Annotated in this window: 25 protein-coding genes; 4 read left to right on the top strand and 21 right to left on the bottom strand. The window is 58.7% G+C overall.

All coding sequences use genetic code 11. From position 1 onward, the window contains the following. Positions 1-11: 11 nt before the first annotated feature. The 21 genes from AC1DZE_RS03810 to AC1DZE_RS03710 form a co-directional block, all read right to left on the bottom strand. Positions 12-965 carry a Gfo/Idh/MocA family oxidoreductase gene (locus tag AC1DZE_RS03810; RefSeq protein ID WP_477699791.1) on the bottom strand — a complete coding sequence of 318 codons (954 nt, stop codon included), beginning with the start codon at positions 963-965 and terminating at the stop codon, positions 12-14. Beyond that, positions 962-2,179, bottom strand: a complete 1,218-nt coding sequence (locus AC1DZE_RS03805) for a TIGR00180 family glycosyltransferase (protein WP_477699790.1) — start codon at positions 2,177-2,179, stop codon at positions 962-964. The genes AC1DZE_RS03810 and AC1DZE_RS03805 overlap by 4 nt, the downstream gene beginning before the upstream one ends. Positions 2,180-2,221: 42 nt before the next feature. After that, positions 2,222-3,049 carry a cephalosporin hydroxylase family protein gene (locus AC1DZE_RS03800; protein ID WP_477668507.1) on the bottom strand — a complete coding sequence of 276 codons (828 nt, stop codon included), beginning with the start codon at positions 3,047-3,049 and terminating at the stop codon, positions 2,222-2,224. Next, positions 3,046-3,873 carry an NAD-dependent epimerase/dehydratase family protein gene (locus AC1DZE_RS03795; RefSeq protein ID WP_477699789.1) on the bottom strand — a complete coding sequence of 276 codons (828 nt, stop codon included), beginning with the start codon at positions 3,871-3,873 and terminating at the stop codon, positions 3,046-3,048. The genes AC1DZE_RS03800 and AC1DZE_RS03795 overlap by 4 nt, the downstream gene beginning before the upstream one ends. Then, positions 3,870-4,949, bottom strand: a complete 1,080-nt coding sequence (locus AC1DZE_RS03790) for an FkbM family methyltransferase (protein ID WP_477699788.1) — start codon at positions 4,947-4,949, stop codon at positions 3,870-3,872. The genes AC1DZE_RS03795 and AC1DZE_RS03790 overlap by 4 nt, the downstream gene beginning before the upstream one ends. 125 nt (positions 4,950-5,074) lie before the next feature. Next, complete coding sequence (locus tag AC1DZE_RS03785) at positions 5,075-6,301, bottom strand: methyltransferase domain-containing protein (RefSeq protein ID WP_477699787.1); 1,227 nt, start codon at positions 6,299-6,301, stop codon at positions 5,075-5,077. Beyond that, positions 6,298-6,858: a dTDP-4-dehydrorhamnose 3,5-epimerase gene (gene rfbC, locus AC1DZE_RS03780; protein ID WP_477668503.1), complete on the bottom strand. Its 561-nt coding sequence runs from the start codon at positions 6,856-6,858 to the stop codon at positions 6,298-6,300. The genes AC1DZE_RS03785 and rfbC overlap by 4 nt, the downstream gene beginning before the upstream one ends. Continuing rightward, positions 6,855-8,663 (bottom strand): ABC transporter ATP-binding protein, encoded by a 1,809-nt coding sequence (locus AC1DZE_RS03775; RefSeq protein ID WP_477699786.1) that lies wholly within the window; start codon positions 8,661-8,663, stop codon positions 6,855-6,857. The genes rfbC and AC1DZE_RS03775 overlap by 4 nt, the downstream gene beginning before the upstream one ends. Positions 8,664-8,666: 3 nt before the next feature. After that, positions 8,667-9,590, bottom strand: a complete 924-nt coding sequence (locus AC1DZE_RS03770; protein ID WP_477668501.1) for a transketolase family protein — start codon at positions 9,588-9,590, stop codon at positions 8,667-8,669. Beyond that, a complete protein-coding gene (locus AC1DZE_RS03765; RefSeq protein WP_477668500.1) occupies positions 9,587-10,393 on the bottom strand; it encodes a transketolase in 807 nt (268 codons plus the stop codon). Before AC1DZE_RS03765 ends, AC1DZE_RS03770 begins: the two co-directional genes overlap by 4 nt. After that, positions 10,390-11,436 (bottom strand): NAD-dependent epimerase/dehydratase family protein, encoded by a 1,047-nt coding sequence (locus tag AC1DZE_RS03760; protein ID WP_477699785.1) that lies wholly within the window; start codon positions 11,434-11,436, stop codon positions 10,390-10,392. The genes AC1DZE_RS03765 and AC1DZE_RS03760 overlap by 4 nt, the downstream gene beginning before the upstream one ends. Positions 11,437-11,444: 8 nt before the next feature. Continuing rightward, a complete protein-coding gene (gene rfbH / locus AC1DZE_RS03755; RefSeq protein ID WP_477699784.1) occupies positions 11,445-12,767 on the bottom strand; it encodes a lipopolysaccharide biosynthesis protein RfbH in 1,323 nt (440 codons plus the stop codon). Positions 12,768-12,841: 74 nt separating this feature from the next. Next, positions 12,842-13,675, bottom strand: a complete 834-nt coding sequence (locus AC1DZE_RS03750; RefSeq protein WP_477672466.1) for an NAD-dependent epimerase/dehydratase family protein — start codon at positions 13,673-13,675, stop codon at positions 12,842-12,844. 54 nt (positions 13,676-13,729) lie between these two features. Beyond that, a complete protein-coding gene (gene rfbG, locus AC1DZE_RS03745; RefSeq protein ID WP_477672467.1) occupies positions 13,730-14,806 on the bottom strand; it encodes a CDP-glucose 4,6-dehydratase in 1,077 nt (358 codons plus the stop codon). Continuing rightward, entirely contained in the window at positions 14,803-15,576 is a 774-nt protein-coding gene (gene rfbF, locus AC1DZE_RS03740) for a glucose-1-phosphate cytidylyltransferase (RefSeq protein WP_477668495.1), read from the bottom strand. Before rfbF ends, rfbG begins: the two co-directional genes overlap by 4 nt. Positions 15,577-15,728: 152 nt before the next feature. Further along, a complete protein-coding gene (locus tag AC1DZE_RS03735; RefSeq protein WP_477672468.1) occupies positions 15,729-16,403 on the bottom strand; it encodes an FkbM family methyltransferase in 675 nt (224 codons plus the stop codon). A 15-nt stretch (positions 16,404-16,418) separates the two neighbouring features. After that, positions 16,419-17,585, bottom strand: coding sequence for a DegT/DnrJ/EryC1/StrS family aminotransferase (locus AC1DZE_RS03730; RefSeq protein WP_477672469.1), 1,167 nt, complete (start codon positions 17,583-17,585; stop codon positions 16,419-16,421). Continuing rightward, a complete protein-coding gene (locus AC1DZE_RS03725) occupies positions 17,582-18,514 on the bottom strand; it encodes a GDP-L-fucose synthase family protein (protein WP_477672470.1) in 933 nt (310 codons plus the stop codon). The genes AC1DZE_RS03730 and AC1DZE_RS03725 overlap by 4 nt, the downstream gene beginning before the upstream one ends. 2 nt (positions 18,515-18,516) lie before the next feature. Continuing rightward, positions 18,517-19,602 (bottom strand): GDP-mannose 4,6-dehydratase, encoded by a 1,086-nt coding sequence (gene gmd, locus AC1DZE_RS03720; protein ID WP_457281199.1) that lies wholly within the window; start codon positions 19,600-19,602, stop codon positions 18,517-18,519. A gap of 3 nt (positions 19,603-19,605) precedes the next feature. After that, a complete protein-coding gene (locus AC1DZE_RS03715) occupies positions 19,606-21,030 on the bottom strand; it encodes a mannose-1-phosphate guanylyltransferase/mannose-6-phosphate isomerase (protein ID WP_477672471.1) in 1,425 nt (474 codons plus the stop codon). Continuing rightward, positions 21,023-21,385, bottom strand: coding sequence for a MarR family EPS-associated transcriptional regulator (locus AC1DZE_RS03710; RefSeq protein ID WP_457281197.1), 363 nt, complete (start codon positions 21,383-21,385; stop codon positions 21,023-21,025). Before AC1DZE_RS03710 ends, AC1DZE_RS03715 begins: the two co-directional genes overlap by 8 nt. 180 nt (positions 21,386-21,565) lie before the next feature. On the opposite strand from AC1DZE_RS03710, the gene AC1DZE_RS03705 reads away from it, so the two are divergent. The 4 genes from AC1DZE_RS03705 to AC1DZE_RS03690 all read left to right on the top strand — a co-directional run bounded on the left by AC1DZE_RS03705 (position 21,566) and on the right by AC1DZE_RS03690 (position 26,247). Further along, positions 21,566-22,669: an MraY family glycosyltransferase gene (locus tag AC1DZE_RS03705; protein WP_477668488.1), complete on the top strand. Its 1,104-nt coding sequence runs from the start codon at positions 21,566-21,568 to the stop codon at positions 22,667-22,669. Positions 22,670-22,776: 107 nt separating this feature from the next. Further along, a complete protein-coding gene (gene argB, locus AC1DZE_RS03700; RefSeq protein WP_477672191.1) occupies positions 22,777-23,688 on the top strand; it encodes an acetylglutamate kinase in 912 nt (303 codons plus the stop codon). Positions 23,689-23,977: 289 nt separating this feature from the next. After that, complete coding sequence (locus AC1DZE_RS03695) at positions 23,978-24,682, top strand: response regulator (protein ID WP_477672192.1); 705 nt, start codon at positions 23,978-23,980, stop codon at positions 24,680-24,682. Between the two features lie 107 nt (positions 24,683-24,789). Then, on the top strand, positions 24,790-26,247 hold the full coding sequence (locus AC1DZE_RS03690) for an ATP-binding protein (RefSeq protein ID WP_477672196.1): 1,458 nt from the start codon (positions 24,790-24,792) through the stop codon (positions 26,245-26,247). The last annotated feature ends 111 nt before the right edge of the window (positions 26,248-26,358 follow it).

Raw genomic sequence — 26,358 nt, 5'->3', positions numbered from 1 at the left:
GTTCCTCGGTTTCAGGTGATGGGGACAGCGCCGGCTTCGGCATTGACGGCGACGCACCAATGATCAAGCAGGGCTCGAATATAAGGACGATGGATCTCGAGCGACTGCTCCAAAGTCGGCAACGCGCAATCGTTGCCGACAAGAATCGACTCGATGAGTGCGCCGCTTACTTCGCTCTGGAAGGGGAGGCGCCCCGGCAAATCGAGTCCGTCGGATCGTTTTGCGGTGCCGGCCGCTTCGTCGATGGCCCAGCGGTGTATGCCGTCATCGAGTTCAAAGCGGTAGAAGACATCTCCGTCGCCGGCTTCCAGGGTCGCAGTTGATCCGCCCGAGAAGTCGACTTTAAGCGTGCCCATGACCTCCCAGTTGCCGGGGCGCTTGGATTCGATCCAGCCAGGTGCGAGTTCACTGGTATCAAATGTTGTGGGCGTTTCACCGGTCCACCAGGCGAACATGTCCAGAAAGTGGATTGAGTTGCAGGCCAGTCCCCATGCACCTCCACTGACCTTCAGATGCATTGGTTTACCGGGCGTTAGCTGCGCTTTGATCTGTTGATGCCAGTCGAGCATTCTTCGCGGCGTGTTCACCCAGGCTCTGGCGTGGCCAACGTGATGCTCAATCTCGTCGAGCCCTGTCTCACTCTGTGCCAGCACCTTTTCGAGGATCCAGGCGCCTACCGTCGTCCGCGCGGCAATTTCTCGCACCACCTCAGGTCGCCAGCGTGCGGTAGTTGCAACAATCGCGACGTCGATGGCTGCCGGCACCGTTGCGAGGGAGGTGTGCAACTGGATCTCATGGGCTCTGTTCGCTTTCGCGACCTCGTCCCAGCGTTGTTGCGCTCTCGCGAGCGACACCGGATCGACGTCTTGAACGTGAATGCAAAGCGGGCTGGCACAGTTCACAAGGCCTTGCAGGTAGCGCGAGCCGAGTTGGCCTGCACCGGAGATGAGGACGCTGTGGGTCATGCTGCGTGCCCTTTTCTTGCCCGGTAGAAACCGCTGATCAAATTCTCCATGGCCGACAGTTCGGCGATCAACCGGTCATCAATCAGAAATTCAACGGGAGGAGTAAGTTTTTGCAGATCTTGCAATTGGCCATAGTTGCCGGGCGTCGGTGCCGGGACAGCACCGAACATGGCTGACTTGAGGTACTCCAGCCATCTGCGCGGCAGCAGCCGTTTGGCGATAGCAGCGGTGCTCTTGCGGAAGGTATTCAATACCGCGCCTGGACCTGTCAGCGCCTGCCTGGTATCACGGTCGAGATCATCGAGATGCCTGATAAATGTCTCGACCGCCTCGCGCACTACGGCACGCGCGCGCGCGTCGTCAACGGTAATGGCGCTTTTGAGCTCACGGGTGAGTATCGCGAAAAACCGCTCGTGCTCCGGCTCAAATTGAGCAGACGACCACCAGTCGCGAAACGACAGACCGCGATTGAAGTCTGTGCTCGTGATAGACCGGTTTTCGCTGGAGCGCATCCAGTACACCTCGTCGACCGTCGTAAGTTTTCCCCAGATATAGGTAGTGATTCCTTGCTGCATCTCGCTCACATAGGGTGACGACCAGTTTTCAAGCTGCCCCCAGGATTTGCACCAGACTGGCGCGCGCAAGACGGCGTAGCAGGTCGCGGCCGTATAGTCCGACATTGCAGTCTGCAGCCGCTGTTCAATCTCGTCCTGCCGGACCGTGTAACGCCAATGCGGGTAACCGTGGCCGTAACTGCAGGCAGTCCCGTCCTGCATGGTATGAAACGCCAGCGACTGCGCTATGCAGGCGCTCAGTGAAGCGTCGCGTTCAAGTGCAAGAATTGCGCTGCAAAGTCCGCTGAACAGAAAAAATTCGTCGTCCCCGAGCAAGGTCGCGTACGGCGTGCGGATATGTTTGGACGCCATTTTTAGACGGTCAGACATGCTGATTGCAGCATGTAGATAAATTACATCGCTAAGGCCATCCAGCGTCTGCCGCGAGATGCCATCCAGTGGTTGCGGTGAGCCGTCGACGATCACCACGCTCGCACCACTGCCGTGCCAATACACACACTGTCGCAACAGGAAATCCTGTCTTGCATAGCAAGGTATGACCACTGTCAGCAGCGAAAGCGTGGCAAAAGAAGGGTTTTCTTCGTTAGCGCTTTTTCGCAGCGAGTGGGCAAACCAGCTATCGAGAGTGGGATTGGCCATGGTTTTCAAACGTCTGGAAACGAATTTCTCCGAAAAAAGGCATCAGATGCGCTTGAGATAGCCGTCTGGAGCCACCGTCAAAAGCAATTTGTTCTCGATGGCCTTGTCGATTTCAAATACGAGCTTTCCACCATCGACGGCTTGGCGGCCTTGTTCTTTCAGTCGCTTGAGGTATTCCCATACCGCGGTCTTCGGGTTGTTGCCATGTGCCCAGGGGCGATCAGGGAACATATCGTTCGGCAGATCCTCGACAATCGTGTCGAACACGCAGCAATAACTGCCCGCACTTGTCAAAGGTGCGTAGGCTTCGAGTTCTGCCAATACGTGCTCGTGCGTATGGTTTGAATCGAGAAATACCATGACTTTTCGGTGCTTTTTCGCGATCGCGTGCACCTGTTCGATGATTTTTTCATCAGTCGATGAGCCCTCGAGCATCTGGATGCGGTGCGCCATCGGGTGTGCTTCTATTGCATCGCGATTGTGCTTGCGGATATCGATGTCGAGTCCGAGCACGTGGCGCGATGTGGCTTTCGGGTCGAGCGTGGAGCCGCTTTCGACGGCTTCGCAGTAATCAATCAACGCCAGCATTGCGGCGCTCATGAGCAATGAGCCGCCATGCGCGATGCCTGTTTCGATAATCAGATCCGGCTTGACCTGCCAGATCAGTTCTTGCGTCGCGACCATATCGACCGGGGTCTGGATAATGGGTCGGCCCTGCCATGAAAAGTTATACATATAGCGGCCGCGGAAAGCTTCCGCCATCCATTGCGACGACAGTGATTGCCATGATTTGTTGGCGGGATAGCTGGCGATGGTGCTGAATTTCTCAGCTTCGAAAGCCGCGATTGGATCGTTGGGTGTGGCGCTCACAGTGGTACTCCGTGTTGGATGGGATAGGTGGACAACAAGCCTGAGAGCCGATCTTTCAGCTTCATGGGCAGGTAGTGGAACTCGGTAGTTACCGCCGCTATGTCGACGGTCGGGAAAATGCGCTCGGGCGCGCCTGGTGCGAAGGAGATATGTGCGCCCGTCAGCGCCGCCAGCTCGCGTGCCAGTTCGGCGTGACATACGGATTGCCCGCTAGCTACGTTGTAGAGGCGCTGCCGGCCGCTAATCGCGATATTTTCGAGCAACGGTACGACATCGTCGATGTCGACGTAATCTTTGCAGGAGGTCGGACTTTCATGGATCGTGACGCTATTGGTCTCGCGCAGTTCACGGATCACCGACGCCAGGAATGTAGCTTTACCTTGCCCAGGGCCATAGACATTGGATAGCCTTGCCACCCGCACGGCCGGCGAAGCCTGCGTAAGACACAGGGCTTCACCGAGAAGCTTACTGAGGTCATACAGGCTGTCGGCCGACGGTGCGATCGAGATTTTCGCATCTTCTTTCGCGCTGTCAGTTGGCGCCAAGCTCGCGTAGACCCGAGTGCTTGAGAGGTATAGCCACGAATCGAAGCGGCTCGACTGGAGCAATGTTGAGAGTAAACCAACATGCGCTTCGACGGTGTCATGTGGTCGACTGCGAAAGTTGGCTGTCAGGCCGATCGCATAAATCACGTGGCCGAGGTTCTCCCCGCTATGGACTAGCGCGCCGCGCACCGGCGCGGTTACTTCGTAACCGCGCTCACGCAGATGAGTGACCAAGTGACGGCCGACAAACCCGGCGCCACCAAACACTGTGAATTTCATTCGCCAGGAAACCCATCCAAGGGATGATGTAGTTCAGGTGATTTATGACGGAGTAACTTGGGGCTCACGTTCTTTACCTGCTTGAAAAGGGGGCCAGATATGAGTTGCGTATTTGCTACGGCCAGCATGTTGAAGCCATGCGGTGGGCCCTCGAGGTAAACGGCCTCGGCCGGAATGAGTTCGATACAAAGCTCCCCGACTTCGTGGTTATTGTGGAAATCGCGCACCGCAAAAAGCTGATAGCCCGCTGCGCTCAACAATTTACAAACTGGTGCATTTAGTAAGCCGTTTGACCAGTCCACATAGTCCCGGTGAACTTCAAAAACGATGCTCGGGTGGTTATTCAGGAGTGTTTTTTCAGCTCCTAGCAGCGCACGAAACTCCGCGCCCTCAATATCGAGCATGATGACGCCGAGTCGGCGTTGCATTGCGGCGCAATAGTCGTCAATTCGTACCGTTTCAAAACTATCTTCGGCAGTGTCCGCAACGACCGAATTGGCGAACGAGTCGAAGCCTTCAAGACGAAGCCGCTGGCTGCTGACATCCCACAGTCCCTTGCGATTAATGACCAAGTTGTTCAGATCATTTAGCGCAACATTTCTTGCGAGCATTCCTGATTGCTCGGGACTGGGCTCAAAACAATGAACCTGACGGTCTTCTTTCTGCAGTTGGCGAGCCAATAAAATGGCATGATCGCCAAAATATGCGCCACCTATCAGAACATCGCCGTCGCTGTGGGCGGACAGGTGTTGCAGTAATCTTGTCGTTTGAGGTTCCCAGACATGAGTAGGATTTTCCCGCTCCGAAAGCATGAAATCCCTCGCAATTTTTGTTCGGTAGAGAAACTCAAAGCGTGTTCCATCCTGCAGTGTCTTTTCATATCGGTCATCTTCGGTGTGAAGCGCATCGATAATCGGGCCCGTAATGTCATCGCGAACCGAACCTTGATAGTCGAAGGTTTTTTCTGCTTCCTTCAACCAGTCAATCAGACGTCTGCGCAAAAAGGCATCGCGTCCAAGCGTCGAAAGTGCTCGTTGTAATTTTTGACCGTTTAGGTCACGAGGGTCGTTTGACATTGTTTTCTCCAGAGACGAAAGATTTTGGCAAAAGCCGAATCGGTGTTGACGCGCTACGCACGCATTAAGGTACTAATTTTCAGTGTGAATTGCGAACTGGATCGAGTGGTTGAAGCATGCTTAATTCACGCCATGATTTTCAGTTCGGGAACCGCAACCACAAAATTGCCGCCCCAAGTTCGCACGTGGGCTTGCTGTTGCATGACTTCGGCAGCGATATTCCAAGGCAGGATAACCACCACGTCCGGGCGGTGTTCGGCCATTGCCGATGGTGGGAGGATTGGAATGTGATTGCCAGGCAGGTATTTGCCCTGCTTGGATGGAGCGGCGTCGCAAACATATGCCAGCAGGTCTGGCTTGACACCCGCATAGTTCAACAGGGTATTTCCCTTGGCAGCCGCGCCGTAGGCCGCGACCTTTTTGCCGGCGTTCTTTTGCTCGATCAGAAAGGTAAGTAACTTGTTTTTGACCCGATCGGCCTTCGGCTGAAAATTCAGATACGTGTTCAAGTCACGGAGACCGTGGCGCTGTTCGTCTTCGAGAATACGCGCGACCGCGCCGGTACTCTCGCGTGTGTCCTCGCGGTGGCAACCGTAGACGCGCAGGCTGCCGCCATGGGTGCTGAGTTCTTCGACGTCCCACACACGCAGGCCGGCCTGGTCGAAGATACGGCTGACGCTTTGCAGTGACAAGTAGGAAAAATGTTCGTGGTAGACCGTATCGAACTGGTTGTGCTCGATCAGTTGCATAAGGTGCGGGAATTCGAGCGTGATCACACCAGTCGGCTTGAGCACCGACTTGAGGCCACGTGTGAAGTCGTTGATGTCCGGTACGTGCGCATAGACGTTGTTACCGATGATGAGATCGGCCTGTTTGCCTTCAGCTGCCAGGCGTTTGGCCAACGTATCACCGAAAAACTCGCGTAGTACCGGAATGCCGAGATTCTCTGCGGCCTTGGCTGTACCTTCTGTGGGTTCGATGCCGAGGCAGGGGATTCCCGGCGGCAGAAAGTTGCGAAGCAGATAACCGTCATTGGAGGCAACTTCAATCACGAAACTCTCGGAACCGAGTCCGAAGCGTTTGGTGATCGCTGTGGTGTAGCGTGCGGCGTGATCGAGCCAACTGATCGAGGTCGACGAGTAGTACGCATAGTCATAGCGGAACAGCTCGTTGGCTTGCGTGAAGTCCTCGGTTTGCACCAGCCAGCAGTGGTCACAGACAAACAGTTTCAGCGGGAGGTGAACCTCGGGCTGCGTAAGCTGCGCCTTGGTCAGATATGCATTGGAGGGCGGCGCAAACCCCAAATCGAGGAATACATGCTGCAGGGGAGTGTTGCAATGGCGGCAGTTCATGCGGCAAGTCCTGTGAAATCGTGATTAATGTGCTGGCGGCCACGATCACCTTCCGAGACATCGGTCGCGGGAAGCGGCCAGGTGATAGCCAGTTTAGGGTCGTTATAGGCAAGGCCGCCTTCGGCTTCAGGTTTGTAAAAGGCGGTATGCAGATACAACATCTCGCTGTTTTCCTCGAGCACCTGAAAGCCGTGTGCACAGCCCTCGGGAACGACCAGCATGCGGCCATTTTCAGGTGTGAGTTCCTCGGCATGCCAGTGTAAAAAAGTCGGTGAGCCTTGCCTCAGATCGACCGCGACATCCCACACCTTGCCCCGGATGCAGCGTATGAGCTTCATTTCGGCGTGTGGTGGGCGCTGGTAGTGCAAACCGCGAATCGCACCTTTTGACAGTGTGCGCGAGTGATTGATCTGCAAGATGCGACGCTCTCCGGTTACCTCGGCAAGCTCACGCTCGCAGAAGAGGCGGCTGAAGGCGCCCCGCAGGTCCGAGAATCGTGTGGTTTCAACCACCAGCACATCAGGCAGGGTGGTGTTGTGGATGGTCATCGTGCTCATGGAGAAGCCTGCGCGAGTTGTCGGAAGCTCGCGCTGTGTGTCAGCAGCTCGTCGTAGCTGCCTTGCGAAGCGACCTTTCCGTGTTCGAGTTCAATGATGACGTCACAATTCATGACGGTCGTCAGGCGGTGTGCGATAAGAAGGATCGTGAGGCCGCGATCCAGCCCGTCAATCGCAGTCATGACCGATTGCTCGGTCGCGTTGTCGAGGGCACTTGTCGCTTCGTCGAATATCAGCACGCTGGCCTTTTTGTAGAGGGCTCGCGCGATGCCGATTCGCTGGCGTTGACCGCCTGATAACTGGATGCCGCGTTCACCGACATGCGCGTTGTAGCCGCCGGTACGGCTTTCGATAAATTCGGCAATCTGTGCCTGTTGCGCGGCTTCGCGGACACGCGACATATCGATCAACTGCCTTGGCACGCCAAAGGCGATGTTTTCAGCGAGACTGGTGTCGGCCAGATAGATGCTCTGCGGTACATGGGCGATGGTGCGCTGCCAGGCACGCAGATGGTCGCCACTGACCGGTTTGCCATCCACCAGCAGTTGTCCCTCGGTTGGAAGCAACAAGCCCATCATGAGGTCGAGTGTTGTACTTTTCCCGCTACCCGTGCTACCGACAAAACCGACGCGAGTTCCCTTGGTGATTGTCAGATCGAGACCATCAAGCACCCACGGCGTTGTGTCCGAATAGCGAAAGCGCACCTGGTCAAAATGAATATGGTTTTTGAAATCCAGCGGTGCAGCCGGTGGCTGGAATGCTTCGGGTGGGAGCGGCTGGTCGAGCAGCGCCAGCGTTTCGGCGAGCGAGGCCTGACAGCTCACGATCGTGGCCCAGGCCCCGAAACTTTGTTGCAAGGCCGGGAGCAGGCGCTGCGCGCCGAGTGCGAGTGCGCCGAGCACCGGTAATGCGCCCGCAACGCCGCCGTTTTGCTGACTGAGTGCATAAGCCAGCGCCGCGATCAGCACCATGCCAACCGCTTCCATCGCGTAGCGCGGGCTGATATTGATGAATTGGCTGTCGCTTTGGGCGCGGCGCAGCGGATGATCGGCCTTGCGGTAGATCTCGCAATACAGCGGTTGCGCATTGTCTAACAGCACATCGCGGATGCCACCGAGGCCTTCTTGCAGCGCCTTGACGACCTGCGTCTGCTCGCGTGCCACCAGCTCGCTGTTTTGCCGGAGCCGGCGCCTGGTTATGGCGGCAATGATGGTGTAGCTGGCGCCAAAGCCCAGCGCGGCGACGGTTGCGGCAAATGGGTCGATGACGACAAGAACGGCAACAACGGACGCGAGCAGGACGACCGAGCTCAGCAGCACAAGTACCGGTTGCAGCACCCCGAAAGCTATGCTGTTGACCTTTTGCGTGATGCCGGCGATGACCTCACTGCTGTTGCGCGAGACATGTACCTGATAGGGCTGGTAGAGGGTGCGCCGATAGAGTTCGGTGCTGAGATCGGAACCGCTGGTCAGGCCCAGGCGCATGCCAGCCCAGAGTAGCAACATGCGCAAGGCCCCGGCCAGAAGCGCTGCTGCCGCAAAAATAATCGTCAGCGGCAGGATTAATCCTTGTGCTGAAGCGATACCCCATGCCTGTGCGACCTGGGTGACGAGTGGGTAGGCGAACAGCCGCTCCGGTGCGGTCAGGACCGCGAGAAAAGGCAGTACGGCGCCCAAACTCATCACCTCGGCGAACGCACTGACCAGCGTCAGGGCCAGCAAACCCGCGAACTGGCGCCGACGCCGCAGGCTCAAATGCAGCCAGAGCCGACGCAACAGTTGTGGGAGTTCCTGCTTCAAGGTCATAACTCAGTGTTTGGACGGCTTGCCAGCGAGAAAGGCCTCGACGCTTTGTCGCACGCTCGGAAGGTCGAGCCCATGCTCATGCAGCAGGTAATCCCAGGTGCCGCAGAGCGACGAGAAGCGGTCCTTGATGCCAATGCGGCAGACCGGCAGCGGCCGGTAGGCGGTAACTTCTTCGGTGATGCAGGCACCTAGTCCGCCCATGACCGAATGTTCCTCCAAGGTCACGATGGCGTCGACCCGGTCGATAATCGAATGCAGGCACTCGCGATCCAGCGGTTTGATCGACGGCACGCTCCAGGCTTCTGCGTCGAGGCCCTGCTTGATGAGTTCGAGTGCGGTCTTCACCATGGATCCGGTTGCGAGCAGGGCGATGCGCTTCCCTCTCGGACTCACCGGTAGCATGCCGCCAGCTTGCAGTTTGACTGGACCGTCGTGCACGTCGCCACGATCACTTTTGCCGACGCGCATATAGACCGGTGATTCGAGCCGCAGTGCAAGCTGCATGGTCGCGGTCATTTCAAAGCGGTCAGCTGGAGACAACACGGTCAATGCCGGTACCGCGCGCGTGCAGGCGATGTCCTCGGTGCACTGGTGGCTGCTGCCGAGATGGCTGTAAACGAGCCCGGCGCCGTCACCTATCAGGATCACAGGCAGGTTTTCGTAGCAGACGTCGATCTTGATCTGCTCAAGCACACGCATCGGTACAAATGCCGCGAGGCCATAAACGATGGGTTTGAAACCGGCTTTAGCCAGACCCGCCGCCACCCCCACCATATTTTGCTCAGCAATGCCGCAATTGATGTATTGGTTCGGCCTGGCCTTGCGAAAAGCGTCGAACAGGGCATAGCCATGGTCGCCCGTGAGAAGCAGCACTTTAGGGTCGGCCAGCGCGGCAGCGACCAGCGCGTCGGAGAATGCGTTTCTCATGCTGTGCCTCCGAGCTCGGCGATCGCGGCCGCGTGGGTCTCGGCGGTCAGCCGTGTGTAGTGCCAGACGTTGTTGTGCTCCATGAACGAGACGCCCTTGCCCTTGATGCTGGTCGCGACGATTGCTTTCGGCTTTCCGTTGCGGCCGGCGCGCGCGTCGCGGTAGGCCGCGTCAATAGCGGCTTCATCATGGCCGTCAATGGTGACTGCGTCGAAACCGAAGGCGCGGAATTTCTCCTCGATGTTGCCGAGTGCAATGACCTCGTCGGTGGTGCCCATTGCCTGGAAGCCGTTTTTGTCGACGATCACGACGAGGTTGTCGAGCTTGAAATGCGTGGCGAACAGCGCTGCCTCCCAGATCGCGCCTTCGTTGAGTTCACCATCCCCGACCAGCGCATAGCAGATCTGATCTGTCTGGCTGAGCTTTGCACCCATGGCCAGGCCTGTTGCTACCGAAAGCCCGTGCCCCAAAGAGCCGGCCGTTGCTTCGACGCCGGGAATATGTGCGTCGGCCAATCCCTTGAGCCGGCTGCCGTCCTTGAAGTATTGGCTGATGTCGCCGTCGTCAAGCCATCCGATTTCGTGCAGGCAGGCGTACTGCGCCATCACGCCGTGGCCTTTGCTGAGCACCATGTAGTCCCGATCGGGTGATTCGGGATTCGCAGGATCGAACCTGAGATGACTCCGGTAAAGCACGGCGAGCAGTTCGACGATCGAAAATGCGCAGCCGATATGCACGGTCGCGCCGGAATAGGCCATATCCAGGACAGTTCTTCGGATGCGAGTGGCGTTGAATTTGTTCATGATGTGATCGATGAACGACTCCAGTTGAATGTTTTGAGCAGCGCCGCGTCAAGCCCCGTGAATTCCGCAAGGCCGAGTTCCTCCCGCGCCTTGCGTGTGTCGGGCAGGTAGCGTGGCGCCGGTTCGGCGGTAGGCAATGCTTCGATATTCACGTCAAGCATGGCCCCCGAGGCTCGAACGATATGCTGCGCGAGCTCGGCGATACTTACCGCGCTTTCCGAGCCCACGTTATAGGCTTGGCCTGGCTTGCCGGTACCCAAAATGCGCAATAGCCAGACGCAGAGATCGGCCATGTACAAAAATGATCGCAGAGGCCGGCCGTCACCCCTGACTTCAATGGGCCGTCCAGCGAGCGCATCGCGGATGAAATTCCCGGCTGCGAACGGTCCATTCAGCGGGAGGCCCGGGCCTATCAACGCGTAAATGCGTGCGATGCAGGCACCAAGCCCGAACTGCGCGGCATAGGTGCACGCGAGCCATTCGGCCGCGCGTTTGCCGTTGCCGTACGCGGCAGCCGGTTGCAGCAGATCGGGCGCGCATGCATGGGTCTCCGGCATTCGTTGGATTGAAGCAGGTTGGATGCCATAGATCGCGCCGCTCGACGTCAGCAAAAAGCGCGATGCACCGCTTGCGTCGGCGAGGTCAAGTGCGCGCCGCGTTCCCTGCATGATCGAATCAAATACCGCCAGCGGGTCGGCCGCCCGGTGCGGATCTCCGACGTCAGCGGCTGCGTGAACCATCAGGTCAAGCTTGCCGGCCGGCACGGTGAAGTTGAGCATGTTCCCCGCGACCAGCCGGGTGTCGCGGCGGTTGAACATGTGCGGTGACTCTTTCTGTGCACGTTCGGGATCGCGGCTCAGCACAATGAGTTCAAGACGGCTGCCGAGCGTGTCGTTCGCCCGCTGCAGCGACTGCAGCAGCCAGCTGCCGATGAAACCGGTGCCACCTGTCATGAACAGCCTGGCCCCGCCAAAGCGTGACCAGAACTCCGGTGTCAGAGACAACACCAGATCCAGATCATCGGCAGGGAAGGCAGCTTGCATGATGGTTTTTAGAAATTCACGCCGAGATAGGTCTCAATCTTGCGTGCGGCGAATTCAAGCATCGCCGGCGTCAGCGAGGGCTGTACGCCGATCCAGAATGTGTTGTTCATCACGTTGTCGGTGTTGGTCAGATCACCGCTGATGCGGTAGTTGCAGTCGCTCATGTAGGGCTGGCGCGTCAGGTTGCCGGCGAACAGCAGCCGCGTGCCGACCTTGTTCTGGTCGAGGTAGGTCAGCAGATCGAGCCGGGTGACCGGGCAATTTTCTTTCAGCGTGATCGGGAAGCCAAACCATGACGGATCAGAGTGCTCAGTCGGCTCGGGCAGGTTGACGAATTCCTCGCAGGCCTTCAGGCGCTCCTTGAGAAACGCGAAGTTGTCCTTGCGCGCCTGGATGAACTGCGGAGCCTTGTCGAGTTGCGCCAAACCGCAGGCCGCCTGCATATCGGTGATCTTGAGGTTGTAGCCGAGGTGGCTGTAGGTGTATTTATGGTCGTAACCTTCGGGCAGTTCACCGAGCTTCCAGCAGAAACGTTTACCGCAGGTGTTGTCCTTGCCGGGCGGGCAATAGCAGTCGCGGCCCCAATCGCGGAAGCTTTCGGCGATGACTTTGAGTTCGTCATTGTTGGTGAAGACCGCGCCGCCTTCGCCCATTGTGATGTGGTGGGCCGGATAAAAGCTCAACGTGGCAATGTCGCCGAAGGTGCCTACCATCTGGCCCCGGTAGGTGGTACCGAGTGCATCGCAGCAGTCTTCTACCAGCCAGAGCTTGTACTTCTTGCATAGTGCGGTCACAGCGTCGAGGTTGAAGGCGTTACCAAGCGAATGCGCCAGCATGATGGCCTTGGTCTTGGGACCGATAGCGGCCTCTATCTTGCTCGCATCAATGTTGTGTGTGAGGCGGTCAACATCAACAAACACAGGCACCGCGCCGAACTGGATGATGGGGTTGACGGTAGTCGGAAAACCCGCGGCCACGCCAATGACTTCATCGCCACGCTTGATCGCACGCTCGCCGAGCTTCGGCGAGGTCAAGGTGCTGAATGCCACGAGGTTCGCCGACGAGCCCGAGTTGACTGTGATGAGGTGCTTGACGCCAATGAATGCAGCGAGTTTTTTCTCAAATGCGGCGTTGAAGCGCCCGGTCGTGAGCCAGCCGTCGAGAGACGCCTCAACCATGTTCTTGAGTTCAGCGGCATCGAGTAATTTGCCGGACGGCGGCACCACGCTCACACCGGGCAGAAAAGACTCGGGGGCCAGTGCGACTGCAGCGTACTGTTCTACCAGCGCGGAGATTTGCTCGCGAAGGGCTTGGGTTTTGGCGTTTTGCATAACTTGAAATCTGCCGGTTCTGATGTTGTATTAAGGCGGAGCTGATCAACGATCGCAGGTCAGTGGAACCGACTTCAGCGAGCACCTTCTTTGACTTGCGCGAGGTAATCTACAACCGCTGGCAGCGTGTCGCGGAAATTCAGGCCGTCCAGCGCCGGCGTACGCTCGAACAAAAATTCATAGTTGTCGTTGACTGGTCCGGGCAAGGCGCCGATTTTCAGCAGATCGAGACGATCTTGCGCCTCAAAAATGTAGGTGGCCAGGTTTTTCAGCATGACCGGCATGCCATGGCTTAGCTCGACCGAGCCGCTGGCGTGCGAATCTGCGAGCCGGAAGATTGCCGCAACTTCGTCATCAATATGATGGTACTCCCGTAACTGCATGCCGGGCGTCATCCTGAATTCGGCGTTTTTGTCGATGGCTTGCAGGATTTGACCGAGAAACATGAAGGGGTCCGGCGCCCGCCCCCCAAACAAGGTATGCAGGCGTATGTGCAAGCCGAGCCGGCTCGTCGCGCAAAATTCCTCGACAAAACGACCTAGTTTCGTTTTACTCCAATAGTAGGGATTAAGCCCTTTGTCGTCGACCACTTTTTCCATGACCGTACCGAAGGTAATGACTCGCGCCCCGGTTCGTGTTGCACCCTGAACCACATTTTTCGCCAGTGAAAAATTGATGCGTTCGTGCTCGTCATGTGGGCGACCAGGATCAATGATGCCTGTGGCAACGTAGACCACGCTGTCTTCGGCGGCGTGCCGGCTTTCGAAAAAGCGCGCGGCCTCATCAGCGCCGTCGTCGCGCCACCACTCCGAGTAAATGGAATGATCGGGCGCTTCGACGCGGGCCGGGTCTTGCGAGGCGTGTATAGCGTGGCCAAGACGACCCCGGGCTCCCAGGATAAAAATCATCGGATTTGCGCTTCCTGACATCGCATGTTGGTTTTGAGATTTCGCATCGTTCGATCAGTGCCGGATCATTGTTTGATAATGGTCGATTTGCGCCAGAGTGGTTTCGCGGATGTCCGCGCCTTCACCGCGCCGCCGGGCCCAGACGACAATCATGTTCAGGGCCGTCTCGAGATTGAGTAATGGACGCCAGCTCAGCCGACCGACTGCTTTGGAAATGTCGAGCTTGAGGTAGTTGGCTTCGTGAGGCTGCTCGGTTGCATCAATCTTCCAACGTGCGTTGCCGCCCCAGAGTTCGGCCATGCAGCTTACGATCACGCCGACCGGCCGCGCGTCTTCATCTTTCGGGCCAAAATTCCAGGCCTCGGCGCAGGCGGGACCGTTGTCGTAAAGACGTTCGGCGAGCGTCAGGTAGCCGCGCAGCGGTTCAAGCACGTGCTGCCAGGGACGTATGGCGTTCGGGTTGCGGATATCGACGACCCGGCCCTGTTCGAACGCAGCAAGAATGTCGGGAATCAGGCGATCCTTGGCCCAGTCACCGCCGCCAATGACATTGCCGGCGCGCGCTGTGGCCAGCGCAACGCCATGCTGGGCATGGGTCTGCGCGCTGAAGAACGATGCCCGATAGGACGCGCTGACAAGTTCAGCGCAACCCTTGCTGTTGCTATAGGGGTCATGCCCACCCATCGGCTCGTTCTCACGGTAGCCCCAGAGCCATTCCCTGTTCTCGTAGCATTTGTCGGTCGTTATGTTGACGACGGCCTTGACGCCAGGCGTGTGGCGCACGGCTTCAAGCAGGTTCACGGTTCCCATCACATTGACCGCGTAGGTTTCGACGGGTTCAACGTACGAGTGACGCACCAGCGACTGTGCCGCCATGTGGATCACGATCTGCGGGGCGGCCAGACGCATTGCCTCGCGTAGCGCGACGAGGTCGCGCACGTCACCGTGCAACGATGTCATGCCGTCGGCAACGCGAGCCGCCTCAAACAGGCTTGGCTCGGTCGGCGGCGCCAGTGAATAGCCAGTGACTTCGGCGCCCAGGCGCTGTAGCCACAAGGACAGCCAGCTCCCCTTGAAGCCGGTATGACCGGTCAGAAAGACACGCTTGCCGCGCCAGAATTCGGGCGTCATTTCCACACCTTCCAGGGAGCCTTGCCTGAGGCCCAGAGTTCCTCAAGGTAATTCTTGTCTCGAAGAGTGTCCATTGGCTGCCAGAAGCCGCCATGCTGGAACGCTGCGAGTTGCCCTTCGTCAGCAAGCGACTCGAGCGGCTGCCGCTCCCAGGTGCAATTGTCGCCGTCGAGGTAGTCGAGAACGGCTGGCGACAGCACAAAAAAGCCGCCGTTAATCATGCCACCGTCGCCCTTGGGCTTTTCCTTGAAGCTGCGCACCTTGTCGCCCTCGAAGTCAAGCGCGCCGAACCGTCCTGGCGGCAAGGTTGCGGTCAGGGTCGCCTTGACGCCTTGCGCCTTATGAAACGCGAGCAGCGCGGTAATGTCGACATCGCCGACACCGTCGCCGTAGGTGAAGCAGAAGGCTTCTTCGTCCTTGACATACGAAGCGACCCGGCCGAGCCGCCCACCGGTCATGGTGTCTTCGCCGGTGTCGATCAGGGTAACGCGCCAGGGTTCAGCGCTGCGCTGATGCACTTCCATGCTGTTCTTGCTCATGTCAAATGTCACGTCGGACATGTGCAGGAAGTAATTCGCGAAGTACTCCTTGATCATGTAGCCCTTGTAGCCGCAGCAAATCACGAAATCGTTCACGCCATGGGCGGAATAAATCTTCAGGATGTGCCAGAGAATGGGTTTGCCGCCGATCTCGATCATGGGTTTCGGCCGCGAAGATGTTTCCTCGGAAATGCGCGTTCCCAGACCGCCGGCAAGAATGACTGCTTTCATGTTTTTCCTTGGGTTCGGTTATCCAAAGGCGCTGTCGTGGAAGTGACGTCGTTTGCAAAAAAAACGCTCAAGACAGACGGACCGTGCGAAGGGCCTCCAGCTTGCAGGGACGGCCACTCTGAGTGGCACAAGATTTGAAGATCACACAAGGTTCAATCCTTTCGGCTCCAGCTTTCCCAGACGAACTCGTAGTTCCAGGCTTCGTCGTGGGTTTGTGCCAGATCGTTGCGAATGAGCTCACGACGGGATACGGCTTTGTCTATGAAATTGTGGAACTGGACTTGCAGGTGGCGAATCCGACTAATGTCTCCAGAGGTGATCAACGCAGGAATCACATCAAACTCGCCGCCCTCGATATTGATCTTCATCAAATCGATTTGCACAATTTCCAGTTCTTTGATGCAATTGACCACCGACCTGACTTCCACCCGCTGAACGGCGCCGGTCGCATGCGGTGAATCGAAGCTTGATGCGTTGTCGGCCAGGCCAATATTGAAGAATCCGTCGCTGGAAGACAGTCCATAGTTCAAACAGACGATTTTTGGATTACCCAGAAAGCGTGCTACGCACTGCCGATGAAACTCCGCAACGGGCTCAAAAATATAGACGGTGCAGCCGTAGCGTTTGTGGATTTCGGCGGCGAAATCGCCCAGGTATCCTCCAATATCGAAAACGATACTTTGCGCATTCAGTGGGTAGTTCAGGCGCAAGGTCTCATCCCCCCGGTCGCTGAACCAACGTTCAACTTCAATCAAGAATGGCTCCCGTTTGATGTGGCGGCGGTACATCAGCCCCAGGCGGGTTTTGATTTTGGAAACCAATGACATTGGTGTTCTCATGCGTTAGAGGTTTTTGAGCGTTGTGACTGCGTCGGCAATCGAGTAGTGATGGTTGCCAACAAACAAGCCGTTACTGTCGATATGCTCGGCGTTCTTCAGCTCACCGGAGACTTCCGAGTTGAAATATTTGACCACTTCATTCTTGGCGAAATTGCCGGCAACGATAGGGCGCACTTCGAACCCAAGCTCATTGAGCTTGGTGACCAGTGCTTCGCGCGTGAGGTTCACGCCGGGCCGGATCACGAGGCTGAAACCGAACCAGCTGCTATTGCCAATCTCCTTCTGGATCAGCACTGTAGGATGATCGCGCATGACCGATTGCAGCAGCGCCGCATTTTTTCGCCGTTCGGCGACGAGCATTGGCAATTTTTTGACCTGCTCGATGCCAAGTGCACCTGACATTTCGAGTGGCCGTACGTTGTAGCCGGGCAGGACGAACCGGAACGACTCTTTGAACGGATCGTCGCTTTTTTCGCCACAGACACGGTTGAACTTCGGAAGGTTGCGGGTCCAGCCGTGCGCGCGCAGCGACAGCAAAATGTGGTGCAACTCCTCGTCGTCGGTGCTGATCAGGCCACCTTCCATCGTCGAGATGTGATGTGAAAAGAACGAGCTGTAGCTGCCCATCAGGCCGAAAGTGCCGGCTTGCTTGCCTTCGAAGGTTGCGCCGAGCGACTCGCAGTTGTCTTCGATCAGCGAGATCTTCTTGTCGCCGATGATGGATTTGATGCGCGCGAAGTTGTTCGGATTGCCGAGCAGGTTGACGGCCATGATCAGGCGGGTGTTACCGGTGACGGCCTTTTCCAGTGCATCGAGGTCGTAGTTCAAGGTTTCGAGATCGATATCAACGAATTTGATCTTCAGGCCGTACTGGTATAGCGGGTAATAGGTTGTGCTCCAGGACACGGCGGGAACGATCACTTCGTCGCCCGGCTTGAGTGCAATCGCGTCGTTCTTGGAATAAAAAAGCGCCGCGACCATTAACAGGTTGGCCGACGAACCGGAATTCACCATCACGCAATGCTTGGCACCGAGGTAGCTTGCGAATTGTTTTTCGAATTCGAACACCTTGGGGCCCATGGTGAACATGCCTGAGGTGATGACCTCTTGCAGTGCAGCGTATTCAGCCTGGTCCCAGGTGGCGGTGGCGAGAGGGTATTTGTGGCTCATGCTTGGCTATCCTGCAAATAAAATTGATAAGTTTTTTCAATGCCTTGATTCAACAACGTCGACGCTCGCCAACCCCAGGTGCGCTGCCTCTCAATGTCGACAAGTTTTTGCTTCATGCCGACCGGCTTGCTTGTGTCATGTACAAACTCGCCGCTCCAGCCAACGACTTCGGCGGCAGCACGGTAGTAGTCGTTGATGCTGTGGTCGTGGCCGAGGCCGACATTGAGCAGCCCCGGTAGCTTGTCGAAATCGGACAGCGCATGCAGCACGGCGTCGGCCAGATCACCTGCATACATGAACTCGCGGCGTGCCGTGCCGTCACCCCATATCTCGACGCTCGGCAGGCCACCAGCCTTGGCCTGATGGACCTTGTGGATGATCGCAGGGATCAGGTGGGAGTGCTTCGGGTCGAATTTGTCGTGCCGGCCGTACAGGTTGCACGGAATCAGCGTCTTGTACTGATTGACCGGTGTTTCGCGGGTGATGTATTCGCACAGCCGGGTTGCGAAGATCTTGGCGATCGCATAGCCCTCGTTGGTCGGCTCTAGTTCGCCGCGCAGAATCAATTCCTCGCCGAGCGGGTTCTGCGCTTCGCGTGGGTACATGCAGGAGCTCGCGAGGTTCAGCAGCCTGGTAACGCCGGCCTCGCGCGCCGCCATGATCACATTGCGACCGAGGTCTACGTTCACCACGAGAAAATCGACAGGGTGCGCGATATTCGCCTGAATGCCGCCGACCAGTCCGGCGCAGTGAATTACAGCATCGGGCCGGACATCTGCGACGAAGCGGCGCGTCGCCTCGAAGTCGGCCAGGTTCAGTTCCCGACTGCCAGGCGCGACAAAATCCCAGTTGCCCGCGAGCGGGTGCTCGAGGATATTGCGGCCGACCATGCCGCCGCCGCCGGTCAGGAAAACACGGGGTTTGGCCACGTTTAGCCCTGGTTGCGCAAGGCCTTGTGGCCGTGTGCCTTGACCTGCAAATCGAACTCGGCCTGTGTCATGTCGACTTTGGCCATTTCGGCAACCAGTTCTGCGAAGCTGATTTTCGGAACCCAGCCGAGTTTTTCGCGTGCCTTGGTCGCATCACCGAGCAGCGTTTCAACCTCGGTCGGACGGAAGTAACGCGGATCGACCGACACGATGCATTTGCCGGTGGCAGCGTCATAGCCTTTCTCGTTCTCGTCGTGGCCTTCCCAGCGGATCTGCATGCCGTATTCCCGGGCAGTCGCCTCGACGAAATCACGCACGCTGTATTGCACACCGGTGGCAATCACGAAGTCTTCGGGTTTGTCCTGCTGAAGCATGAGCCATTGCATTTCGACATAGTCCTTGGCGTGGCCCCAGTCCCGTTTGGCATCCATGTTGCCCAGATAGAGGCAGTCCTGGATGCCCAGCTTGATGCGGGCGAGTGCGCGTGTGATCTTGCGCGTCACAAAGGTTTCGCCGCGGACCGGGCTTTCGTGGTTGAACAGGATGCCGTTGCAGGCGTAGATGCCGTAGGCTTCCCGGTAGTTGATTGTGATCCAGTAGGCGTAGAGCTTGGCGACCGCGTAAGGGCTGCGGGGGTAGAACGGCGTAGTTTCTTTTTGCGGGATTTCCTGCACCAAGCCATAGAGTTCGGAAGTCGAAGCCTGGTAGAAGCGTGTGGTCTTCTCAAGTCCGAGAATGCGCATTGCTTCAAGGACCCGCAAGGCGCCCAGGCCGTCGCTGTTGGCTGTGTACTCCGGCTCTTCAAAACTCACGGCGACATGGCTTTGCGCCGCGAGGTTGTAGATTTCGTCCGGCTGGGTTTGCTGGATGATGCGGGTCAGGCTCGACGAGTCGGTCATGTCGCCGTGGTGCAGCACAAAGCGCTGGTTGGCTTCGTGCGGGTCCTGGAACAAGTGGTCGATGCGATCCGTATTGAAGAGCGACGTGCGGCGCTTGATGCCGTGCACGATATAGCCCTTGTTCAGCAGAAACTCCGCCAGGTAGGAACCGTCCTGGCCGGTGATGCCGGTGATGAGTGCTGTTTTCATTGTTTATGCCCTGCCATAGTTGTCGGTAAATCGCACGATATCGTCCTCGCCCAGATAGCTGCCGGACTGGACTTCGATCATTTCCAGATCGGTTTTTCCTGGATTTTCCAGGCGGTGAGTTTCGCCGATCGGAATGTAAGTGGACTGGTTTTCAGTGAGGAGAAAGGTGGCCTCGCCTTTGGTGACCAGCGCGGTGCCGGAAACCACGATCCAGTGTTCGGCCCGATGATGGTGTTTTTGCAGGCTCAACGACGCGCCGGGCTTGACCATGATGCGCTTGACCTGGAATCGGGCGCCGCGGTCAATGCTGTCATACCAGCCCCAGGGCCTCGCTACCTTGCGGTGCAGACTCGCTTCCGGGCTTTGGCGCGTTTCGAGCTGGGAAACCACGCTCTTGACCTGCTCCACGTGGCTGCTCGCGGCGACAAGCAACGCGTCGGGCGTGTCAATCACCAGAAGGTCCTCGGTGCCAAGTGTCACCACGGTGCGATGCGGCGCGTGAATATAGGTGCGTTTGCTGTGCAGCGCCATGCCGTTGCCGTCGATGCGATTGCCGTCGTCGTCCGGCGCCGTGAGCCCGGCGACGGCATTCCAGCTGCCGACGTCACTCCAGGCTCCCGCAAATGGCACGACAGCGACAGCGCCGTGGCGCTCGAGCACTGCGTAGTCGATACTTTCGGCGCGCACAGCACCGAATGCCGCTGCGTCGGGCCGCACGAACTGCTGGTCCTCTCCGACCGCTGACACAGCCAGCCGGCAGCCTTGCAGAATGTCGGGCGCGTGTTGTTCCAGGGCCGCGATCAGTGTGTCGGCGCGCGTCAGGAAGATACCGGCGTTCCAGAGCGTGTCACCCTGCAATATCAGTGCCTGGGCTTTTTCTGCGTCGGGTTTTTCAATAAAACGCGCGACTTTGGCGCTACCGTCGCCGCGTGCCGCGCCTTGCTGGATATAACCGTAGGCAGTTGCCGGAAAAGCCGGCACCACGCCAAAAGTGACGATCTCACCGCTCAGCGCCGCCGCCAGGCCCTGGCCCACCATGGCTGAAAAGGCCACAACATCGGGAATATGGTGATCCGAAGGGCAAAACAGCAGGACTTGACCGGGTTTGGCGAGCAGCGCCGCGAGCGCCATCGCAGGCGCCGTGTTGCGCCCGGTGGGCTCCAGCACAATCCGGCCCTTGACGCGTGCTGCCTGCATGGCTTCGCTGACGAGGAATCGGTGTTCTTCCGAGGCGACACAGATCACATCGGGCGCGGTTGCGCTGTCTCCGTTGACGTGTGCCACCCGCTCCAGGGTCAGCTGCAGCAGGCTTTTACCGCCGATCAGCGGGACGAACTGTTTCGGGAAGCTTTTCCGCGACAGCGGCCAAAGCCGTGTGCCTGCGCCGCCGCAGAGGATGACAGGCGTGATGGTGACGGTTTCAGTCATGGTTGTGATCAGTGCTGGTTTTTGCCTGGGTGACTTCGACTTTGAGGTTTTCGATTTCAACCTTGAGGTTTTCGTACTCCGCCAACTTGCGTTCGAGAAAGCGCAAGGTCAGGCCGGCCTTCTCGGAAATGCCGTTCGGCGTCAACAGATAGGCGTAAGCCAGCTTTTTTTCGCTGCGGCTGAAGCTTTGCATCTTGATGAAGCCCTTGTCGAGCAGCGCTTTCAGGCAATAGTTGGTTTTGCCCAAGCTAACGCCCAGCGCATTGGCGAGATCGCGCTGGTTCATATGAGGATTGGCCTCCAGCAGGCGCAGTACCCGCAGGTGGTTTTCTTCCTGAAGTGAAGAATTCAGCAAATGGATGATTCAGCTGTTCAATGAGTGAACAGGATATTACCACTGCTGCCGCATGGGTAGAACACCGGCGTGAGGGATTATTTACACCGTTGCGGCAGGTCCTGGCAGGACTGTGAGGAAACTGCAAGGAGGCGGGCCGGGGTATGCGCTGATAATTGCGGCAAATAAAGCGGGGGCCCCATGGTATTTCTGGTTTGTCTGAGTTTCACGGTGTCGCTAATCGCCTCCATGCTGGTTATCCGCATGGCGCGTGAGCATGCCAGCCGATACGACGTGAGCAAACCGCAGCGGTTCCATGCGGGAAACATACCGCGCGTCGGCGGCATCGGGATACTGCTGGGCTTATTGGCTGGCTTGCTTGCCGGCGTGATAGCTGAAACAACCGCCAGCCGGGTAAATGTGCCCATGAGCTGGCATACCGCCCTGCAATTGGTGGTGGTCCTGCTGCCAGCCGTGCTGGGCGGCGTTTATGAAGATCTCACGCAGCGGCTGACGGTGCGTTACCGCCTGTTGCTGACGGGCCTGTCCGCAGCGCTGGCGTGCAGCCTGTTCGGGCTGGCGTTACCGCGGCTCGGTGTGCCAGGAATCGACATGCTGCTGCTGTCATTTCCCTGGGTCGGCGTTGCCTTGGCTTTTTTCGCGTTCTGCGGCTTGCCGCACGCGTTCAATATCATTGATGGCTACAACGGCCTGGCGGGTACCGTCGCGTCGCTCATCTGCCTGGCAATCGCCTATGTCGCGCTTCAGCTTGGTGACCGTCAGCTGGCTGCCATCGTTGTCTGCCTGGCAGGTGCGACCATGGGTTTTCTCATGTGGAATTACCCCCGTGGCCTGATTTTTGCGGGGGATGGGGGTGCCTATCTCTGGGGTGTTGTGATCGCGCTCGCCTGCATACTGCTGGTGCAGCGCCACCAGATGGTTTCGCCGTGGTTTCCGATGCTGTTGATCATTTATCCGGTCTGGGAGACTGTTTTTTCGATCTACCGAAAGCTGGCGCGCGGCGGATCGCCCGGGGTGGCTGATGCGCTGCATTTCCATCAGCTGATCTACCGCCGCCTGGTGCGTGGTGTGTTCCACGATGACGAGTCGCGGCGCATGTTGATGCGCAACAACCGGACGTCACCTTATCTCTGGAGCTTTACCTTGCTGACTGTGGTGCCGGCAGTGCTGTTCTGGCGTGAGACTTCGATCCTCATGATGTTTTGCGCGCTGTTTGTGTTGACGTATGTCGGTTTTTATATCGCGATCATCCGTTTCAAGGTTCCGCGCTGGCTGCGTCGCTGAGGCCGGCACGCTGGCCGCAGCGATGCGGCACAATTCGGGCAATATTTCCCGGCAATACCTGCTCCCTGTGTTCCTGTTCCCTGTTTCACCCTGACAAGGCCCCGCGAATGACCACCCATACCGCCAACGACCCAGACCTCTCCCATGTAGGCCCACGCGACAAGGCCGAGATCCTGGCCCAGGCGCTGCCCTACATCCGCAAGTTTCACGGCAAGACCATGGTCATCAAATATGGCGGCAACGCCATGACGGACCCGGCCCTGCAGGCTGATTTTGCGGAGGACGTGGTGCTGCTCAAGCTGGTGGGCATGAATCCGGTGGTGGTGCACGGCGGCGGCCCGCAAATTGAGGCGGCGCTGAACCGCCTGGGCAAAAAGGGGCATTTCATCCAGGGCATGCGCGTCACTGATGAAGAGACCATGGAAGTCGTGGAATGGGTGCTGGCCGGCCAGGTGCAGCAGGACATCGTCGGGCTGATCAACCAGGCCGGTGGCAAGGCCGTGGGCCTGACGGGCCGCGATGGCGGCCTGATCCGTGCGCAAAAGCTCAAGATGGTCGACAAGGATGACCCGACGAAGGAGCACGACATCGGCTTTGTGGGTGACATCGTCAGTATTGACCCGAGCGTGGTCAAGGCGCTGCAGGACGACGCTTTCATTCCGGTGATCAGCCCGATCGGGTTTGGCGAGGAAAACGAGAGCTACAACATCAATGCAGACGTGGTGGCGGGCAAGCTGGCCACCGTGCTGAAGGCCGAGAAACTGGTGCTGCTCACCAATACCCCCGGCGTACTGAACAAGGCCGGGGAGCTGCTGACTGACCTGAGCGCCCGCGAAATCGACGAGCTGTTTGCCGACGGAACGATTTCCGGCGGCATGCTGCCCAAAATCGAAGGCGCGCTGGACGCGGCCAAAAGCGGCGTGAATTCCGTCCACATCATCGATGGGCGGGTGCCGCATGCCATGCTGCTGGAAATCCTGACCGATCAGGCCTACGGGACCATGATCCGCTCGCACTGATCCAGGCGTTCCTGGCTGCCCAAGGCTGTCCGGATGGGCGGCGCCCTGATTTTGATGAAATTGGTCGCCAGGGCATATGGGGTGTGCGTAAGCAGCTATAAAAAATATAGCAAATATGGGTATTTCCTTTGCCGTCAGGGTGGCGACAGTGCCGGTCTGGCAGACTGGCAGCCGATACCGGGCCAAAACAAGACCAAAAACCAAATCAGGCAGCGGCACCGGCTTTTTCCTGAATTGACGCTCCTCAGGCGGGGTCAATTGGCATTGATGACGAAACGGACAATTCGTTATGCGACTCCTGTTGGTTGAAGACGACGTGATGGTGGCCAGCGGCATCAAGCTGGGGCTCAGTGACGCCGGCTACGCCGTTGACTGGGTCGGCAGTGCCGAGCGCGCGGAGGAAGTACTGCAGGGCGAGACCTTTGATGCGGCGATCATCGACATCGGGCTGCCGCGCATTGACGGGCTGGAACTGACGCGCCGCCTGCGCCGCGGCGGAATGGCCATGCCGGTGCTCATCCTGACGGCCCGCGACGCGCTGCAGGACCGTGTCCAGGGGCTGGACCTGGGAGCAGATGACTACATGGTCAAGCCGTTTGAGCTGCCCGAGTTGCTGGCGCGCCTGCGCGCGCTGCTGCGCCGCTCCCAGGCCGCCACCAGCGCCACACTGAGTTTTGGGGCGCTGGAGCTGGACACAGCCAACCGCGAGGCCCGCGCCAACGGCCAGCTGATTGAGCTCGGACCGCGCGAATGGACGGTGATGGAGTATTTGCTGATCCACGCGCCCAAGCCGGCCAGCAAAGACAAGCTGCTGCAGGCCATGACCGGTTGGGACAAGGAGATCACGCCCAATGCCATTGAGGTGTATATCTCGCGTTTGCGCGGCAAGCTGGAGCCGCACGGCATAGCCGTACGTTCCATTCGCGGCTTTGGCTATCGGCTGGAGCTGGTGGAAGTTTCCCCGGGGATGCCGCCCAGCGCTGGCGCTGAATAGGCAGCGCAGGCATGAACCCTTTCGGCCAGTCCTGGGCCGTTCGCCTGAAAAACCGCCTGCGTACGTTGGCTGCGCGCACGGGCGGCAACGCGTTCGTGCCTGCCGCCATGAAGTCCGGCCTGCAGCGCCGGCTTCTCCTGCTGCTGCTTTTCCCGCTGGGGACTTTTGCGCTGGTGAGCATTTATTTTGACTACCAGACGGCCGGCGATGTCGCCCTGCAAAAAGATCAGCAGTTGCTCCGGCTGATTCCCCTGCTGGCCGATTCGGTTGTGGCGCCGGGCGCCACCCCGGAAAGTGCGCCGGTGCTGCTGATGGCTCCCGCCGTGGATGATTTCCTCAAGGGCCGGCCTGGCTTCGCCGGATTTCGCCTTGCTGATGCGGAAGGGGACTTTCTGGCTGGTGAGCCCTGGATTCCCGAACTGTTGCCGGCCACGCACGAGCCGGAATTCCACAGCATCGAATACAACGGCGTGACCTACCGGATTGCCGCCCAGCGCATGAAGACTGCAGTGGGTGAGCTGATCGTCCAGCTGGCGGATGGATCCGACCCGCGCCAGCAATGGGTGCGCTCCGTGCTGTTCAAGGTGCTGCTGCCGAACCTGATCCTGGTCGTGGCGGCAGGTTTTGCCGTCAACTGGGCCGTCACGCGGGCACTCAAGCCATTGATTGAGCTCAAGGACGCGGTGGAGCGCCGCAACCCGCGCGACTTGAGCGCCATCGACCCGCTGGCTACGCCAGCCGAGGTCCAGCCGCTGGTGAGTGCCTTGAACCGCCTTTTTGGCCTGGTGAACGACCAGGCGGAGGGGCAGCGGCGGTTTGTGGCTGATGCCGCGCACCAGCTGCGCACGCCTCTGGCCGGGCTGCAGGCCCAGGTCGAGGCCTGGGCGCAAGCGGCCAAAGTGGCTGAGGCCGCGGGCTCGGACGGGGCGGTGACCTTGCCGGCCGAAAAAATCATCAAGCTGCGCAATGCCACACGCCGGACGTCGCAGCTGGCCAACCAGCTGCTGGCGCTGTCGCGTGCCGATGCGTCGGCCGCCGGCGCCCAGCCGATGCAGCGGGTAGACCTGAAAGACCTCTGCGAATCCATTCTGCCGCTGCATCTGGATGCCGCCATGCGCAAGGGCATTGACCTGGGGCTGGAAACCCAGCCTGCACAGGTCAGTGGTTACGAGTGGCTGCTGCGCGAGCTGCTGGGTAATCTGGTGGACAACGCCGTCAAATACACGCCGCCCGGCGGCACGGTCACGATCCGCTGTGGCCCGACGGCCGGCTTCGCTGCGCCAGATACGCCAAAACAGCCGGGTCCTGGTGGCGCCGCCGCCGAGCACCGGGGATGGGGCGTCTTCCTGGAAGTGGAAGACGACGGCCCTGGCATAGCCCCGGACGAGCGCAGCATGGCGCTGCAGCGCTTTTACCGGGTGCAGGGGACGGCGGGCGAGGGCAATGGCCTGGGTCTGGCCATTGCCAGCGAAATCGCGCGGGTTCACCATTCGCAGCTGGAGCTGGACCACACCGGGACTGGCCCCGCCGGACCGTACGGATTACGGGTTCGGTTGAGTTTGTAGCTCGCCCACCACAGTAAGCGCTTGCTGTTACGGAACAGAACGTTGCGCCTTCGCCTCATGGGCGAAAACCCGGGCCTGGTGAGAGACGAACTGTCACCTGGCTGTGCGAGA

The sequence above is a fragment of the Polaromonas sp. P1_F1 genome (assembly GCF_056405795.1).
The sequence above is the reverse complement of the archived record's forward strand: the minus strand, read 5'-3'. Positions and strand labels throughout refer to the sequence as shown.

What these genes read in the sequence shown, in the direction of transcription:
- AC1DZE_RS03810 (WP_477699791.1), bottom strand. Translation starts at nt 965, where the DNA reads ATGACCCACAGCGTCCTCATCTCCGGTGCAGGCCAACTCGGCTCGCGC.
- AC1DZE_RS03805 (WP_477699790.1), bottom strand. Translation starts at nt 2,179, where the DNA reads ATGGCCAATCCCACTCTCGATAGCTGGTTTGCCCACTCGCTGCGAAAA.
- AC1DZE_RS03795 (WP_477699789.1), bottom strand. Translation starts at nt 3,873, where the DNA reads ATGAAATTCACAGTGTTTGGTGGCGCCGGGTTTGTCGGCCGTCACTTG.
- AC1DZE_RS03790 (WP_477699788.1), bottom strand. Translation starts at nt 4,949, where the DNA reads ATGTCAAACGACCCTCGTGACCTAAACGGTCAAAAATTACAACGAGCA.
- AC1DZE_RS03785 (WP_477699787.1), bottom strand. Translation starts at nt 6,301, where the DNA reads ATGAACTGCCGCCATTGCAACACTCCCCTGCAGCATGTATTCCTCGAT.
- rfbC (WP_477668503.1), bottom strand. Translation starts at nt 6,858, where the DNA reads ATGAGCACGATGACCATCCACAACACCACCCTGCCTGATGTGCTGGTG.
- AC1DZE_RS03775 (WP_477699786.1), bottom strand. Translation starts at nt 8,663, where the DNA reads ATGACCTTGAAGCAGGAACTCCCACAACTGTTGCGTCGGCTCTGGCTG.
- AC1DZE_RS03770 (WP_477668501.1), bottom strand. Translation starts at nt 9,590, where the DNA reads ATGAGAAACGCATTCTCCGACGCGCTGGTCGCTGCCGCGCTGGCCGAC.
- AC1DZE_RS03765 (WP_477668500.1), bottom strand. Translation starts at nt 10,393, where the DNA reads ATGAACAAATTCAACGCCACTCGCATCCGAAGAACTGTCCTGGATATG.
- AC1DZE_RS03760 (WP_477699785.1), bottom strand. Translation starts at nt 11,436, where the DNA reads ATGCAAGCTGCCTTCCCTGCCGATGATCTGGATCTGGTGTTGTCTCTG.
- rfbH (WP_477699784.1), bottom strand. Translation starts at nt 12,767, where the DNA reads ATGCAAAACGCCAAAACCCAAGCCCTTCGCGAGCAAATCTCCGCGCTG.
- AC1DZE_RS03750 (WP_477672466.1), bottom strand. Translation starts at nt 13,675, where the DNA reads ATGATTTTTATCCTGGGAGCCCGGGGTCGTCTTGGCCACGCTATACAC.
- rfbG (WP_477672467.1), bottom strand. Translation starts at nt 14,806, where the DNA reads ATGACGCCCGAATTCTGGCGCGGCAAGCGTGTCTTTCTGACCGGTCAT.
- rfbF (WP_477668495.1), bottom strand. Translation starts at nt 15,576, where the DNA reads ATGAAAGCAGTCATTCTTGCCGGCGGTCTGGGAACGCGCATTTCCGAG.
- AC1DZE_RS03735 (WP_477672468.1), bottom strand. Translation starts at nt 16,403, where the DNA reads ATGTCATTGGTTTCCAAAATCAAAACCCGCCTGGGGCTGATGTACCGC.
- AC1DZE_RS03730 (WP_477672469.1), bottom strand. Translation starts at nt 17,585, where the DNA reads ATGAGCCACAAATACCCTCTCGCCACCGCCACCTGGGACCAGGCTGAA.
- gmd (WP_457281199.1), bottom strand. Translation starts at nt 19,602, where the DNA reads ATGAAAACAGCACTCATCACCGGCATCACCGGCCAGGACGGTTCCTAC.
- AC1DZE_RS03715 (WP_477672471.1), bottom strand. Translation starts at nt 21,030, where the DNA reads ATGACTGAAACCGTCACCATCACGCCTGTCATCCTCTGCGGCGGCGCA.
- AC1DZE_RS03705 (WP_477668488.1), top strand. Translation starts at nt 21,566, where the DNA reads ATGGTATTTCTGGTTTGTCTGAGTTTCACGGTGTCGCTAATCGCCTCC.
- argB (WP_477672191.1), top strand. Translation starts at nt 22,777, where the DNA reads ATGACCACCCATACCGCCAACGACCCAGACCTCTCCCATGTAGGCCCA.
- AC1DZE_RS03695 (WP_477672192.1), top strand. Translation starts at nt 23,978, where the DNA reads ATGCGACTCCTGTTGGTTGAAGACGACGTGATGGTGGCCAGCGGCATC.
- AC1DZE_RS03690 (WP_477672196.1), top strand. Translation starts at nt 24,790, where the DNA reads ATGAAGTCCGGCCTGCAGCGCCGGCTTCTCCTGCTGCTGCTTTTCCCG.